This is a genomic window from Streptomyces sp. NPDC093089, assembly GCF_044754405.1.
Taxonomy (GTDB): Bacteria; Actinomycetota; Actinomycetes; order Streptomycetales; family Streptomycetaceae; genus Streptomyces.
Genome location: NZ_JBIVPA010000007.1, coordinates 98,431 through 113,503, shown reverse-complemented (window position 1 = coordinate 113,503; position 15,073 = coordinate 98,431). Strand labels below are relative to the sequence as shown.

Sequence of the window (15,073 nt, the reverse complement as noted above, 5' to 3'; positions counted from 1 at the left end):
CATGAGCAAGATCCTTATCCGCGGTGCGAAGGTCCTCGGCGGCGACATCCAGGACGTCCTCGTCGACGGCGAGACCATCGCCGAGGTCGGCACCGGCCCCTCCGCCGAGGGCGCGACCGTGATCGAGGCCGACGGCCAGATCCTGCTGCCCGGCCTGGTCGACCTCCACACCCACCTGCGCGAGCCCGGCCGCGAGGACTCCGAGACCGTCCTCACCGGCACCCGCGCCGCCGCCTCCGGCGGCTACACCGCCGTCTTCGCCATGGCCAACACCCACCCGGTCGCCGACACCGCCGGTGTCGTCGAGCAGGTCTACCGGCTCGGCAAGGAGTCCGGCTACTGCGACGTGCAGCCCATCGGCGCCGTCACCGTCGGCCTCGAAGGCAAGAAGCTCGCCGAGCTCGGCGCCATGCACGACTCCGCCGCCGGCGTCACCGTCTTCTCCGACGACGGCAAGTGCGTCGACGACGCCGTGATCATGCGCCGCGCCCTGGAGTACGTGAAGGCCTTCGACGGCGTCGTCGCCCAGCACGCCCAGGAGCCCCGCCTCACCGAGGGCGCCCAGATGAACGAGGGCGTCGTCTCCGCCGAACTCGGACTCGGCGGCTGGCCCGCCGTCGCCGAGGAGTCGATCATCGCCCGCGACGTCCTCCTCGCCGAGCACGTCGGCTCCCGCGTCCACATCTGCCACCTCTCCACCGCCGGCTCCGTCGAGATCGTCCGCTGGGCCAAGTCCCGCGGCATCGACGTCACCGCCGAGGTCACCCCGCACCACCTCCTCCTCACGGACGAGCTGGTCCGCTCGTACAACCCGGTCTACAAGGTCAACCCGCCGCTGCGCACCGAGAAGGACGTCCTCGCCCTGCGCGAGGCGCTGGCCGACGGCACGATCGACATCGTCGCCACCGACCACGCCCCGCACCCGCACGAGGACAAGGACTGCGAGTGGGCCGCGGCCGCCATGGGCATGGTCGGCCTGGAGACCGCGCTCTCCGTCGTCCAGCAGACGATGGTCGAGACCGGCCTCCTCGACTGGGCCGGCGTCGCCGACCGCATGTCCTTCGCACCCGCCCGCATCGGACGGGCCTCCGGCCACGGACGACCCGTCTCGGCTGGTGAGCCCGCGAACCTGACGCTGGTCGATCCGGCATACCGTGGTGTCGTGGACCCCGCGGACTTCGCCTCCCGCAGCCGCAACACCCCCTACGAGGGTCGTGAGCTGCCGGGACGCGTCACCCACACCTTCCTGCGGGGCCGGGCAACGGTCGTGGACGGGAAGCTGGCGTGACACCACTCATCGCAATCGCCGCACAGGCGGCAGACCAGAAGTCGGCGGAGGTGACCGACTGGGCCGGCAGGATCGGCTGGGTCGTCGGCCTGCTGCTCTTCGTCGCCTTCGTCTACTGGCTGATGCGCCAGGGATGGAAGTGGCGCGGCAGCCTCCAGTCGGACCTTCCCGAGCTGCCCACCGCGCCGCAGGAGCCCGGTGCGGCGAGACTGACCCTCAGCGGGCGCTACCACGGGTCCACCACCGCCGGGCAGTGGCTCGACCGGATCGTCGCCCACGGCCTCGGCACCCGCAGCCGGGTCGAGCTCACGCTCACCGACGCCGGGATCGAGGTCGTACGCCCCGGGGCGAACGACTTCTTCGTCCCGGCCGACGCCCTGCGCGAGGCACGCCTCGACAAGGGCATCGCCGGCAAGGTCCTCGCCGAGGGCGGCCTGCTGATCGTCACCTGGGCGCACGGCGACAAACTGCTCGACTCCGGCTTCCGCTCCGACCGGGCGGCCGAGCACACCGCCTGGGTCGAAGCCGTCAACTCCATGAACCACACCATCACGACGGAAGGCATCGCACGATGACGACCTCCACCAGGGGAGCCGCCAAGACTCCCGCCGTACTCGTCCTGGAGGACGGCCGCATCTTCCGCGGCCGCGCCTACGGGGCCGTGGGGGAGACCTTCGGCGAGGCCGTGTTCTCCACCGGCATGACCGGCTACCAGGAGACCCTCACCGACCCGTCGTACCACCGCCAGGTCGTGGTCATGACCGCCCCGCACGTCGGCAACACCGGCGTCAACGACGAGGACCCCGAGTCCGGCCGCATCTGGGTCTCCGGCTACGTCGTCCGCGACCCCGCCCGCGTCTCCTCCAACTGGCGCGCCCAGCGCTCGCTGGACGAGGAGCTGGAGCGCCAGGGCGTCGTCGGCATCTCCGGCATCGACACCCGCGCCCTCACCCGCCACCTGCGCGAGCGCGGCGCCATGCGCGTCGGCATCTTCTCCGGCGACGCCTGGACCGGCGTCCGCGACGAGGCCCTCCTCGCCAAGGTGCAGGAGCAGCCCCAGATGAAGGGCGCGAACCTCTCCGCCGAGGTCGCCACCAAGGAGACGTACGTCGTCCCCGCGATCGGCACGAAGAAGTTCACCGTCGCCGCCGTCGACCTCGGCATCAAGGGCATGACCCCGCACCGGATGGCCGAGCGCGGCATCGAGGTCCACGTGCTGCCCGCCACCGCCACCGCCGAGGACATCTACGCGGTGAACCCGGACGGCGTCTTCTTCTCCAACGGCCCCGGCGACCCGGCCACGGCCGACGGTCCCGTCGCCGTCATGCGCGCCGTCCTGGAGCGGAGGACCCCTCTCTTCGGCATCTGCTTCGGCAACCAGATCCTCGGTCGCGCCCTCGGCTTCGGCACCTACAAGCTGAAGTACGGCCACCGCGGCATCAACCAGCCGGTCCAGGACCGCACCACCGGCAAGGTCGAGGTCACCGCGCACAACCACGGCTTCGCCGTCGACGCGCCCCTCGACCGGATCTCCGACACCCCCTTCGGGCGCGCCGAGGTCTCCCACGTGTGCCTGAACGACGACGTGGTGGAAGGCCTCCAGCTGCTCGACCAGCCGGCCTTCTCCGTCCAGTACCACCCCGAGGCGGCCGCGGGCCCGCACGACGCCGCGTACCTCTTCGACCGCTTCGTATCCCTCATGGAGGCCGAGCGTGCCTAAGCGCACCGATATCCAGTCCGTCCTGGTCATCGGCTCCGGCCCGATCGTCATCGGCCAGGCCGCCGAGTTCGACTACTCCGGCACCCAGGCCTGCCGCATCCTCAAGGCCGAGGGCCTGCGGGTCATCCTGGTCAACTCCAACCCGGCCACGATCATGACCGACCCGGAGATCGCCGACGCCACCTACGTCGAGCCGATCACCCCCGAGTTCGTCGAGAAGATCATCGCCAAGGAGCGCCCCGACGCCCTCCTGCCCACCCTCGGCGGCCAGACCGCGCTCAACACCGCGATCTCCATGCACGAGCAGGGCGTCCTGGAGAAGTACGGCGTCGAGCTCATCGGCGCCAACGTCGAGGCCATCAACAAGGGCGAGGACCGCGACCTCTTCAAGGGCGTCGTCGAGGCCGTCAAGGCCAAGATCGGCTACGGCGAGTCCGCCCGCTCGGTCATCTGCCACTCCATGGACGACGTCCTCAAGGGCGTCGAGACGCTCGGCGGCTACCCCGTCGTCGTCCGCCCCTCCTTCACCATGGGCGGCGCCGGCTCCGGCTTCGCCCACGACGAGGACGAGCTGCGCCGCATCGCCGGCCAGGGCCTCACGCTCTCCCCGACCACCGAGGTGCTCCTGGAGGAGTCCATCCTCGGCTGGAAGGAGTACGAGCTGGAGCTGATGCGCGACAAGGCCGACAACGTCGTGGTCGTCTGCTCCATCGAGAACTTCGACCCGATGGGCGTCCACACCGGTGACTCGATCACCGTCGCCCCGGCGATGACCCTCACCGACCGCGAGTACCAGCGGCTCCGCGACATCGGCATCGCGATCATCCGCGAGGTCGGCGTCGACACCGGCGGCTGCAACATCCAGTTCGCGATCGACCCGGTCGACGGCCGGATCATCGTCATCGAGATGAACCCGCGCGTCTCCCGCTCCTCCGCGCTCGCCTCCAAGGCGACCGGCTTCCCGATCGCCAAGATCGCGGCCCGTCTCGCCGTCGGCTACACGCTGGACGAGATCCCGAACGACATCACGGAGAAGACCCCGGCGTCCTTCGAGCCCACGCTCGACTACGTCGTCGTCAAGGCCCCGCGCTTCGCCTTCGAGAAGTTCCCGCAGGCCGACTCCACCCTCACCACGACCATGAAGTCGGTCGGCGAGGCCATGGCCATCGGCCGCAACTTCACCGAGGCCCTCCAGAAGGCCCTGCGCTCCCTGGAGAAGAAGGGCTCGCAGTTCACCTTCGTCGGCGAGCCCGGCGACAAGGCCGAGCTGCTGCGCGAGTCGGTCCGCCCGACCGACGGCCGCATCAACACCGTCATGCAGGCCATCCGCGCCGGCGCCACCCCGCAGGAGGTCTTCGACGCCACGAAGATCGACCCGTGGTTCGTCGACCAGCTCTTCCTGATCAAGGAGATCGCCGACGAGCTGGCCGCCGCCGAGAAGCTGGAGCCCGAGCTCCTCGCCGAGGCCAAGCGCCACGGCTTCTCCGACGCCCAGATCGCCGACATCCGCGGCCTGCGCGAGGACGTCGTCCGCGAGGTCCGGCACGCCCTCGGCGTCCGCCCGGTCTACAAGACGGTCGACACCTGCGCCGCCGAGTTCGCTGCCAAGACCCCGTACTTCTACTCCTCGTACGACGAGGAGAGCGAGGTCGCGCCGCGCACCAAGCCCGCCGTGATCATCCTGGGCTCCGGCCCGAACCGCATCGGCCAGGGCATCGAGTTCGACTACTCCTGCGTCCACGCCTCCTTCGCGCTGAGCGACGCCGGCTACGAGACCGTGATGGTCAACTGCAACCCGGAGACCGTCTCGACGGACTACGACACCTCCGACCGCCTGTACTTCGAGCCGCTGACGCTCGAGGACGTGCTGGAGATCGTCCACGCCGAGACCCTCGCCGGCCCCGTCGCCGGTGTCGTCGTCCAGCTCGGCGGCCAGACCCCGCTGGGTCTGTCCCAGGCGCTCAAGGACAACGGCGTGCCGGTCGTCGGCACCTCCCCGGAGGCCATCCACGCCGCCGAGGACCGCGGCGCCTTCGGCCGCGTCCTCGCCGAGGCCGGCCTCCCGGCCCCGAAGCACGGCACCGCGACCACGTTCTCCGAGGCGAAGGCCATCGCCGACGAGATCGGCTACCCCGTCCTCGTGCGCCCGTCGTACGTGCTCGGCGGCCGCGGCATGGAGATCGTGTACGACGAGACCCGCCTCGAGTCGTACATCGCCGAGTCCACCGAGATCAGCCCCACCCGGCCGGTCCTGGTCGACCGCTTCCTCGACGACGCCATCGAGATCGACGTGGACGCGCTCTACGACGGCCAGGAGCTCTACCTCGGCGGCGTCATGGAGCACATCGAGGAGGCCGGCATCCACTCCGGCGACTCGGCCTGCGCCCTGCCCCCGATCACCCTCGGCGGCTTCGACATCAAGCGGCTGCGCGCCTCCACCGAGGCCATCGCCAAGGGCGTCGGCGTCCGCGGCCTGATCAACATCCAGTTCGCCATGGCCGGCGACATCCTCTACGTCCTGGAGGCCAACCCGCGCGCCTCCCGGACCGTCCCCTTCACCTCGAAGGCGACCGCCGTGCCGCTCGCGAAGGCCGCCGCCCGCATCTCGCTGGGCGCCACCATCGCCGAGCTGCGCGCCGAGGGCCTGCTGCCGAAGACCGGCGACGGCGGCACCCTGCCGATCGACGCGCCGATCTCCGTCAAGGAGGCCGTGATGCCGTGGAGCCGCTTCCGCGACATCCACGGGCGCGGCGTCGACACCGTCCTCGGCCCGGAGATGCGCTCCACCGGCGAGGTCATGGGCATCGACGCGGTCTTCGGCACGGCGTACGCCAAGTCGCAGGCCGGCGCCTACGGCCCGCTGCCCACCAAGGGCCGCGCGTTCATCTCCGTCGCCAACCGCGACAAGCGCTCGATGATCTTCCCGGCCCGCGAGCTCGTCGCCCACGGCTTCGAGCTGCTCGCCACCTCCGGCACCGCCGAGGTCCTCAAGCGCAACGGCATCAACGCGACGGTCGTGCGCAAGCTCAGCGAGGGCGAGGGCCCGAACGGCGAGAAGACGATCGTCCAGCTCATCCACGACGGCCAGGTCGACCTGATCGTCAACACCCCGTACGGCACCGGCGGCCGCCTCGACGGCTACGAGATCCGTACGGCCGCGGTGGCCCGCAGCGTCCCGTGCCTCACCACGGTCCAGGCGCTCGCCGCCGCCGTCCAGGGCATCGACGCGCTCAACCGCGGCGACGTCGGCGTCCGCTCGCTCCAGGAGCACGCGGAGCACCTGATCGCGGCACGCGACTAGCAGCCCGTCAGAGGAGGGGGACACCGGCAGGATCTGCGGTGTCCCCCTCGTCATGAGCAGACCCGGACCGGAGCACATGTACAAGTTCTTCTTCAACCTCGTCTTCAAGCGCATGGACCCCGAGGAGGCCCACTACCTGGCCTTCCGCTGGATCCGGCTCGCCGCCCGCGTCCCGGTGCTGCGGACCTTCGTCGCCGCCGTCCTCGCGCCCCGGTACGAGGAGCTGCGCACCGAGGCCCTCGGCCTGCGGATGCACGGCCCCTTCGGCCTCGCCGCAGGCTTCGACAAGAACGCCGTGGCCATCGACGGCATGTCGATGCTCGGCTTCGACCACATCGAGATCGGCACCGTCACCGGCGAGGCCCAGCCCGGCAACCCGAAGAAGCGCCTCTTCCGGCTGGTCCCGGACCGCGCCCTGATCAACCGCATGGGCTTCAACAACGAGGGCTCCGCCGCCGTCGCCGAGCGCCTCCACGCGCGCGTGCCGGTCTTCAGGACGGTCGTCGGCGTCAACATCGGCAAGACCAAGGTCGTGCCGGAGGCGGAGGCCGCCGCCGACTACGTGAAGTCCACCGAGCGCCTCGCCGCCCACGCCGACTACCTCGTCGTGAACGTCTCCTCGCCGAACACCCCGGGCCTGCGCAACCTCCAGGCCACCGAGTCCCTGCGCCCGCTGCTCACGGCCGTACGCGAGGCCGCCGACCGCTCGGTCACCGGCCGCCGGGTCCCGCTGCTGGTCAAGATCGCCCCCGACCTGGCCGACGAGGACGTCGACGCGGTCGCCGACCTCGCCCTGGAGCTCGGCCTCGACGGCATCATCGCCACCAACACCACCATCGCGCGCGAGGGCCTGGGCCTGAAGTCCGACCCCGCGCTGGTCGAGGAGACCGGCGGCCTGTCCGGGGCGCCCGTCAAGGAGCGTTCCCTGGCCGTCCTGCGCCGCCTCCACGCGCGCGTGGGCGACCGCCTGGTCCTGGTGGGCGTCGGCGGCATCGAGAACGCCGAGGACGCCTGGCAGCGGATCCTGGCCGGCGCCACGCTGATCCAGGGCTACAGCGCCTTCATCTACGAGGGCCCGTTCTACGCCCGCGCGATCCACAAGGGGCTCGCCGCGCGCCTCGCCGCCTCCCCGTACGCCACCCTCGCCGAGGCCGTCGGCGCCGACAACCGAAAGGCCGCCAAGTGACCCTCTCCTTCGGTACCCGCCTGCGCTCCGCCATGGACGAGCGCGGCCCCCTGTGCGTCGGCATCGACCCGCACGCCGCCCTGCTCGACTCCTGGGGCCTGACCGACGACATCGCCGGTCTGGAGCGCTTCACCTTCACGGTCGTCGAGGCGCTCGCGGACACCGTGGCGGTCTTCAAGCCGCAGTCCGCCTTCTTCGAGCGCTTCGGCTCGCGCGGCGTCGCGGTCCTGGAGCGCGCCGTCGCCGACCTGCGCGCCGCGGGCGGCCTGGTCGTCATGGACGCCAAGCGCGGCGACATCGGCTCCACCATGGCCGCCTACGCCGAGGCCTTCCTGCGCAAGGACTCCCCGCTCTTCTCCGACGCGCTCACGGTCTCCCCGTACCTCGGCTACGGCTCCCTGAAGCCGGCCGTCGACCTGGCCCGCGAGTCCGGCGCCGGCCTCTTCGTGCTGGCCCTCACCTCCAACCCGGAGGGCGCCGAGGTCCAGCGGGCGGTCCGCGAGGACGGCCGGACCATCGGTGCGACGATGCTGGGCCACCTGGCGGCGGAGAACGCGGGGGAGACGCCCATGGGCTCCTTCGGCGCGGTCGTCGGCGCCACCCTCGGCGACCTGTCCTCGTTCGACCTCGACATCAACGGGCCGCTGCTCGCCCCCGGCATCGGCGCCCAGGGCGCGACCCCGGCCGACCTCCCCGCCGTCTTCGGCGCGGCGGTCCGCAACGTGGTCCCGAACGTCAGCCGCGGAGTCCTGAGGCACGGACCGGACGCGGCCGCCCTGCGGGACTCGGCTCACCGGTACGCGGACGAGGTCCGGGCGGCCGTCGGCGCGTAGCGGGTCCGCCGGCGATCCTCGCCGGGCTCCCGGGCGATCCGATCCGGGGTGCCGGACCAAGTCGCAGGTGGGAGCCTTTTCGGCCCGGTGGGACTCCCCGTCCCGCCGGGCCGTCTCACTACTTGACGAAAACTTGGCTCAAAACCGGGTCGTTATGCCGGAAAAGTCCTGGTCGGTCGATGCTGACCAGGACTTTTCCGCTGTTCTCGCTGACGGGAGCGGCCTCGGCCGCTAGTCTCCGGGGCAGAGCAGGCGTTCAGCGACACTCCGTTGGACGTTGCTCCACTGGTGTGGGGCGCTGGGTTCCTCACCGGTCCGTATCCGACAGATCGACATCCGAGGTGACGTAGGCGTGGCTCTTCCGCCCCTTACCCCTGAACAGCGCGCAGCCGCGCTCGAGAAGGCCGCCGCGGCTCGCCGGGAGCGGGCCGAGATCAAGAATCGACTCAAGCACTCCGGCGCCTCCCTGCAGGAGGTCATCAAGACCGGCCAGGAGAACGACGTCATCGGCAAGATGAAGGTCTCCGCGCTCCTCGAGTCCCTGCCGGGCGTGGGCAAGGTCCGCGCCAAGCAGATCATGGAGCGCCTCGGCATCTCCGAGAGCCGCCGCGTCCGCGGTCTCGGCTCGAACCAGATCGCCTCCCTGGAGCGTGAGTTCGGCAGCACCGGCGCCTGATCCGGGACGCGCGTCCCGGGCACACCGGTAAAGCTGGAATAATCGCTGCATGGCAGCAGAGGTACGTCCGCGGCTGACCGTGCTCTCCGGCCCCTCAGGGGTCGGCAAGAGCACGGTCGTCGCTCATATGCGCAAGGTCCACCCCGAGGTCTGGCTCTCAGTGTCGGCGACGACACGGAAGCCCCGCCCCGGCGAGAAGCACGGCGTCCACTACTTCTTCGTGACGGACGACGAGTTCGACAAGCTGATCGCCAACGGTGAGCTCCTCGAATGGGCCGAGTTCGCGGGCAACCGCTACGGCACCCCCCGGGGCGCCGTCCTCGAGCGCCTGGACTCCGGGGAGCCCGTCCTCCTGGAGATCGACCTCCAGGGCGCCCGTCAGGTCAAGGACTCCATGCCGGAGTCCCAGCTGGTCTTCCTGGCTCCGCCGAGCTGGGAGGAGCTGGTCCGCCGGCTCACCGGCCGGGGCACCGAGTCGCCCGAGGTGATCGCCCGCCGCCTGGAGGCCGCGAAGGTCGAGCTGGCCGCCGAGGCGGAGTTCGACACCACGCTCGTCAACACCTCCGTCGAGGACGTCGCACGCGAGCTGCTAACGTTGATGCTGCTGTCATCTGGGGACCTGGACAACAACGGCTGACGCCGTGGGCTCCCGAACTTCACAGCATGTCTGATTTTTTTCTCCATCTTCGGAAGGTAGAGCGTGTCCTCTTCCATGACTGCGCCCGAGGGCATCATCAACCCGCCGATCGACGAGCTGCTCGAGGCCACGGACTCGAAGTACAGCCTCGTGATCTACGCGGCCAAGCGCGCGCGTCAGATCAACGCGTACTACTCCCAGCTCGGCGAGGGCCTGCTGGAGTACGTGGGTCCGCTCGTCGACACCCACGTCCACGAGAAGCCGCTCTCGATCGCCCTGCGGGAGATCAACGCGGGTCTGCTGACGTCCGAGGCCATCGAGGGCCCGGCTCAGTAAGCACGTATCGCTTGTAACGGTTGTCACCACAGGCCCGGCGGAACATCCGCCGGGCCTGTGGTGTCTCATGGAGTCGTACGCATCCGAGTGCGCGTCCGAGTGCGGGGAGTGGTGGAACGTCGTGGCCGAACCGAAGGTCGTTCTGGGGGTCAGCGGCGGCATCGCCGCCTACAAGGCGTGCGAGCTGCTGCGCCGGTTCACCGAGTCGGGCCACGACGTCCGCGTGGTGCCCACCGACTCGGCCCTGAACTTCGTCGGGGCGGCCACCTGGTCGGCGCTCTCCGGCAACCCGGTCTCGACCGAGGTGTGGGAGTCCGTCCACGAGGTGCCGCACGTGCGGATCGGCCAGGGCGCCGACCTCGTCGTCGTGGCCCCCGCCACCGCCGACATGCTCGCCAAGGCCGCCCACGGCCTCGCCGACGACCTCCTCACGAACACCCTGCTCACCGCGCGCTGTCCGGTCGTGTTCGCCCCCGCGATGCACACCGAGATGTGGGAGCACCCGGCCACGCAGGAGAACGTGGCCACCCTCCGCCGCCGCGGCGCCGTCGTCGTCGAGCCCGCCGTCGGCCGCCTCACCGGCGTCGACACGGGCAAGGGCCGGCTGCCCGACCCCGGGGAGATCTTCGAGGTCTGCCGGCGGATCCTCGCGCGCGGCGTCACCGGCCCCGACCTCGCCGGCCGCCACGTCGTGGTCAGCGCGGGCGGCACCCGCGAGCCCCTCGACCCCGTGCGCTACCTGGGCAACCGCTCCTCCGGCAAGCAGGGCTACGCGCTCGCCAGGGCCGCGGCGGCCCGCGGCGCCCGGGTGACCCTGGTCGAGGCCAACACCGGCATCCCCGACCCGGCCGGCGTGGACGTGGTCCACGTCGGCACCGCCGTCCAGCTCCGCGAGGCCGTGCTCAAGGCCGCCGCGGACGCGGACGCCGTGGTGATGGCCGCGGCCGTCGCCGACTTCCGCCCGGCCGTCTACGCCACCGGGAAGATCAAGAAGAAGGGCGACGACGGAGCTCCCACCGTCGAGCTCGTCCGCAACCCCGACATCCTGGCCGAGCTGTCCGCCGACCGCGCCCTGCCCGGCCAGGTGGTCGTCGGCTTCGCCGCCGAGACCGACGACGTCCTCGCCAACGGGCGGGAGAAGCTCCGCCGCAAGGGCTGCGACCTGCTCGTCGTCAACGAGGTGGGGGAGCGCAAGACGTTCGGCTCCGAGGAGAACGAGGCCGTCGTCCTCGCCTCGGACGGCGCCGAGACACCCGTACCGTACGGACCGAAGGAAGCGCTCGCCGAGACGGTGTGGGACCTCGTCCTGCCGCGGCTGCGGCCCGCGACCTGACGGGCCCCTCCCGCCCCGGGGCGGGAGGTGACGCATCGGAGGCGGGAAACGCCGGTCCGCGAGTGATGTGCGTCCCACCGAAAGGGTGATCTCTGCCTTGTCGGAGGGGGGTTCCGCGCCTCCTGGGCATTCGTCTGTCGAGACACCTGGTCCACACCCCGACCACGACCGATAGACTGTTCGTGGAACGTCGCGGGGCGCAGCCCCCTGCCGGTCCGCGTCACGAGTAGCCAGCAGCCGCTGCAACCCCAGGGAGCGTTGTGTCCCGTCGTCTGTTCACCTCGGAGTCCGTCACCGAGGGGCACCCCGACAAGATCGCTGACCAGATCAGCGACACCATCCTCGACGCACTGCTGCGGGAGGACCCCACCTCTCGCGTCGCCGTCGAGACGCTGATCACCACCGGCCTCGTGCACGTCGCCGGTGAGGTGACCACCAAGGCGTGGGCGGACATCCCGACCCTCGTCCGGAACAAGATCCTGGAGATCGGTTACGACTCCTCCAAGAAGGGCTTCGACGGCGCCTCCTGCGGCGTGTCGGTGTCCATCGGATCCCAGTCCCCGGACATCGCCCAGGGTGTCGACACCGCGTACGAGAAGCGGGTCGAGGGCGACGAGGACGAGCTCGACAAGCAGGGCGCCGGCGACCAGGGCCTGATGTTCGGCTACGCCTCGGACGAGACCCCCGAGCTGATGCCGCTGCCGATCCACATCGCGCACCGCCTGTCCCGCCGCCTGACCGAGGTCCGCAAGAACGGGACCATCCCGTACCTGCGCCCCGACGGCAAGACCCAGGTCACCATCGAGTACGACGGCGACAAGGCCGTCCGCCTCGACACGGTCGTCGTCTCCTCGCAGCACGCCTCCGACATCGACCTGGAGTCGCTGCTCGCGCCCGACATCCGCGAGTTCGTCGTCGAGTACGTGCTCAAGCAGCTCGTCGAGGACGGCATCAAGCTCGACACCGACGGCTACCGCCTCCTGGTGAACCCGACCGGCCGCTTCGAGATCGGCGGCCCGATGGGCGACGCCGGCCTCACCGGCCGCAAGATCATCATCGACACCTACGGCGGCATGGCCCGCCACGGCGGCGGCGCCTTCTCCGGCAAGGACCCGTCCAAGGTCGACCGCTCGGCCGCCTACGCCATGCGCTGGGTCGCCAAGAACGTCGTCGCCGCGGGCCTCGCCTCGCGCTGCGAGGTCCAGGTCGCCTACGCGATCGGCAAGGCCGAGCCCGTCGGCCTCTTCGTCGAGACCTTCGGCACCAACACCGTCGAGAACGAGAAGATCGAGAACGCCATCGCCGAGGTCTTCGACCTCCGCCCGGCCGCGATCATCCGCGACCTCGACCTGCTCCGCCCGATCTACTCCCAGACCGCCGCCTACGGCCACTTCGGCCGCGAGCTGCCGGACTTCACCTGGGAGCGCACGGACCGCGTGGACGCCCTGAGGACGGCCGCCGGTCTGTAATCGCCCGGACGCGCCCGAAGCCCGGTACCCCCTGGAGGGGTGCCGGGCTTCGGCCTTCTCCCGCTGTCGGTGGGGTCTGGTAGGTATGGGGCTGTGAGCAGCGAGAACGAGAAGTCCGACGAACCCGAGCAGCTCGCGCTCATTCGGGAGACCGTCCGGACGGCGAAGGTGCCGCGGGCCAAGCCGCGGACCTGGCGGGGGGCCGCGCTGGCGAAGGAGCTGCCGGTCGCCAGGGTCGTGGTGAACAAGGGGGCGCTCCACCTCGACCAGTTCTTCGACTACGCGGTGCCCGAGGAGCTCGACGAGGCAGCGCGGCCCGGAGTACGGGTGCGCGTGCGGTTCGGCGCCGGTGCCCACCAGGTCAAGAACGGGCGGCGGGAGGGCGGTCGGCTGATCGACGGCTTCCTCGTCGAGCGCCGGGCCGCCTCGGACTACTCCGGACCGCTGGCCGCGCTCGCCGACGTCGTCTCGCCCGAGCCGGTCCTCGGACCCGAGCTGCTCGGACTCGCCCGCGCCGTGGCCGACCGGTACGCGGGCAGCCTCGCGGACGTCCTCCAGCTCGCCGTGCCGCCGCGCAGCGCCCGCGCCGAGGGCCGCCCCTCGCCGGAGCCGCTGCCGCCGCCGCGCGCGCCGGAGCCGGGCAGCTGGACGCGGTACGAGCGGGGGACGGCGTTCCTGGACGCCCTGGCCCGCGGCGGGGCGCCCCGGGCCGTGTGGAACGCGCTCCCGGGGCCGTACTGGGCCGAGGAGATCGCCCGGGCCGTCGGCGCGACCCTCGCCTCGGGCCGGGGCGCGCTCGTCGTCGTCCCCGACGGGCGGGCGGCCGGCCGGGTCGACGCGGCGCTGACCGAGGTCCTGGGGGAGGGGCGGCACGCGCTGCTGACCGCCGAGGCCGGGCCGGAGAGGCGATACGCGCAGTGGCTGGCCGTGCGGCGCGGCGCGGTGCGGGCGGTCGTCGGCACCCGGGCCGCCATGTTCGCCCCCGTACGCGACCTCGGGCTCGTGGTCGTCTGGGACGACGGCGACGGCAGCCACAGCGAGCCGCACGCCCCGCAGCCCCACGCGCGCGAGGTGCTGATCCTGCGCGCCGGCCTCGACCGGTGCGCCTTCCTCCTCGGCGGCACGAGCTGCACCGTCGAGGCCGCCCAGCTCGTCGAGTCCGGCTGGGCCAAGGCGCTGACCGCCGGACGCGAGCAGGTGCGCAGGGCCGCCCCGCTGATCCGGACGGTCGGCGACGGGGAGCTCGCCCGCGACGAGGCCGCCCGCGCGGCCCGGCTGCCCTCGCTCGCCTGGCAGACCGTGCGGGAGGGGCTCAAGACCGGTCCGGTGCTCGTCCAGGTGCCCCGGCGGGGATACGTGCCCAAGCTGGCCTGCGAGCGGTGCCGGACGCCCGCCCGCTGCCGCCACTGCGCAGGCCCCCTGGAAGCGCCCGACCAGCAGGAACTGCGGTGCGGCTGGTGCGGGCGGGGCGCGCCCGACTGGCACTGCGTGGCGTGCGGGTCGAACCGGCTGCGGGCCCGGGTCGTGGGCGCGCGCCGGACGGCTGAGGAACTGGGCCGGGCGTTCCCGGCGGTTCCGGTGCGGACCTCGGGACGCGACCACGTCCTGGACAGCGTGCCCGGCCGCCCGGCGCTCGTCGTCTCCACCCCCGGTGCCGAACCCGTCGCCGACGGAGGCTACGCGGCGGCGCTGCTCCTCGACGGCTGGGCCATGCTCGGGCGCCCCGACCTGCGGGCCGGCGAGGAGGCACTGCGCCGCTGGATCGACGCCGCCTCGCTGGTGCGGGGCCAGGCCGAGGGCGGCACGGTCGTGGTGGTCGCCGAGCCGACGCTCCGGCCGGTGCAGGCGCTGGTCCGCTGGGACCCGGTCGGGCACGCCCAGCGCGAGCTGGCCGAGCGGGCCGAACTCGGCTTCCCGCCGGTCTCCCGGATGGCCGCGGTGTCGGGCCCGCCGGAGGCCGTCGAAGGGTTCCTCGCGGCGGCCGGGCTGCCCGCGGACGCCGAGATCCTCGGCCCGGTGCCGCTGCCCGTCGTCCGTCCCGGCGGCCCCCGCAGACCCGGCGACCCGCCGCCGGGCGAGCAGTGGGACCGGGCCCTGGTCCGGGTCCCGCCGGGGAGCGGCGCGGCCCTGGCGGCCGCCCTCAAGCAGGCGCGGGCCGCCCGGACGGCGCGCGGCGGCGGGGAGCCCGTACGGATCCGGGTCGACCCGCCGGACATCGGCTGAGCGCCGGCTCCCGCGGGGGACACGACGACCGCCCGCCCCCGCGCGGGGGACGGGCGGCCACCGGGGCCGTG

General features: G+C 72.0%; 12 protein-coding genes. All 12 read left to right on the top strand.

Translation table 11 applies throughout. From position 1 onward, the window contains the following. The first annotated feature begins 1 nt into the window (after position 1). The 12 genes from ACIQFX_RS17710 (at position 2) to ACIQFX_RS17655 (ending at position 15,002) form a co-directional block, all read left to right on the top strand. On the top strand, positions 2–1,288 hold the full coding sequence (locus ACIQFX_RS17710; RefSeq protein ID WP_402464033.1) for a dihydroorotase: 1,287 nt from the start codon (positions 2–4) through the stop codon (positions 1,286–1,288). Next, on the top strand, positions 1,285–1,863 hold the full coding sequence (locus tag ACIQFX_RS17705; RefSeq protein WP_402464030.1) for a hypothetical protein: 579 nt from the start codon (positions 1,285–1,287) through the stop codon (positions 1,861–1,863). Before ACIQFX_RS17710 ends, ACIQFX_RS17705 begins: the two co-directional genes overlap by 4 nt. Further along, complete coding sequence (gene carA, locus ACIQFX_RS17700; RefSeq protein WP_402464028.1) at positions 1,860–3,008, top strand: glutamine-hydrolyzing carbamoyl-phosphate synthase small subunit; 1,149 nt, start codon at positions 1,860–1,862, stop codon at positions 3,006–3,008. The genes ACIQFX_RS17705 and carA overlap by 4 nt, the downstream gene beginning before the upstream one ends. Then, the gene (gene carB / locus ACIQFX_RS17695; protein WP_402464026.1) at positions 3,001–6,309 is read left to right on the top strand and encodes a carbamoyl-phosphate synthase large subunit; all 3,309 of its coding nucleotides are present in this window, start codon (positions 3,001–3,003) and stop codon (positions 6,307–6,309) included. Before carA ends, carB begins: the two co-directional genes overlap by 8 nt. Before the next feature lie 76 nt (positions 6,310–6,385). Next, positions 6,386–7,495, top strand: a complete 1,110-nt coding sequence (locus ACIQFX_RS17690; protein ID WP_402464621.1) for a quinone-dependent dihydroorotate dehydrogenase — start codon at positions 6,386–6,388, stop codon at positions 7,493–7,495. Next, positions 7,492–8,328, top strand: coding sequence for an orotidine-5'-phosphate decarboxylase (gene pyrF, locus ACIQFX_RS17685; protein ID WP_402464024.1), 837 nt, complete (start codon positions 7,492–7,494; stop codon positions 8,326–8,328). The genes ACIQFX_RS17690 and pyrF overlap by 4 nt, the downstream gene beginning before the upstream one ends. Before the next feature lie 352 nt (positions 8,329–8,680). Continuing rightward, positions 8,681–9,004: an integration host factor gene (locus ACIQFX_RS17680; RefSeq protein ID WP_362572758.1), complete on the top strand. Its 324-nt coding sequence runs from the start codon at positions 8,681–8,683 to the stop codon at positions 9,002–9,004. A gap of 49 nt (positions 9,005–9,053) precedes the next feature. Then, the gene (gene gmk / locus ACIQFX_RS17675) at positions 9,054–9,641 is read left to right on the top strand and encodes a guanylate kinase (RefSeq protein ID WP_402464021.1); all 588 of its coding nucleotides are present in this window, start codon (positions 9,054–9,056) and stop codon (positions 9,639–9,641) included. Between the two features lie 63 nt (positions 9,642–9,704). Continuing rightward, complete coding sequence (gene rpoZ / locus ACIQFX_RS17670; RefSeq protein ID WP_017242218.1) at positions 9,705–9,977, top strand: DNA-directed RNA polymerase subunit omega; 273 nt, start codon at positions 9,705–9,707, stop codon at positions 9,975–9,977. Between the two features lie 67 nt (positions 9,978–10,044). Further along, on the top strand, positions 10,045–11,310 hold the full coding sequence (gene coaBC / locus ACIQFX_RS17665; protein ID WP_402464019.1) for a bifunctional phosphopantothenoylcysteine decarboxylase/phosphopantothenate--cysteine ligase CoaBC: 1,266 nt from the start codon (positions 10,045–10,047) through the stop codon (positions 11,308–11,310). A 260-nt stretch (positions 11,311–11,570) separates the two neighbouring features. Next, the gene (gene metK, locus ACIQFX_RS17660; protein ID WP_402464016.1) at positions 11,571–12,779 is read left to right on the top strand and encodes a methionine adenosyltransferase; all 1,209 of its coding nucleotides are present in this window, start codon (positions 11,571–11,573) and stop codon (positions 12,777–12,779) included. Positions 12,780–12,872: 93 nt separating this feature from the next. Next, a complete protein-coding gene (locus ACIQFX_RS17655; RefSeq protein WP_402464014.1) occupies positions 12,873–15,002 on the top strand; it encodes a primosomal protein N' in 2,130 nt (709 codons plus the stop codon). Positions 15,003–15,073 lie beyond the last annotated feature (71 nt).

What these genes read in the sequence shown, in the direction of transcription:
- ACIQFX_RS17710 (WP_402464033.1), top strand. Translation starts at nt 2, where the DNA reads ATGAGCAAGATCCTTATCCGCGGTGCGAAGGTCCTCGGCGGCGACATC.
- carA (WP_402464028.1), top strand. Translation starts at nt 1,860, where the DNA reads ATGACGACCTCCACCAGGGGAGCCGCCAAGACTCCCGCCGTACTCGTC.
- ACIQFX_RS17690 (WP_402464621.1), top strand. Translation starts at nt 6,386, where the DNA reads ATGTACAAGTTCTTCTTCAACCTCGTCTTCAAGCGCATGGACCCCGAG.
- gmk (WP_402464021.1), top strand. Translation starts at nt 9,054, where the DNA reads ATGGCAGCAGAGGTACGTCCGCGGCTGACCGTGCTCTCCGGCCCCTCA.
- coaBC (WP_402464019.1), top strand. Translation starts at nt 10,045, where the DNA reads ATGGAGTCGTACGCATCCGAGTGCGCGTCCGAGTGCGGGGAGTGGTGG.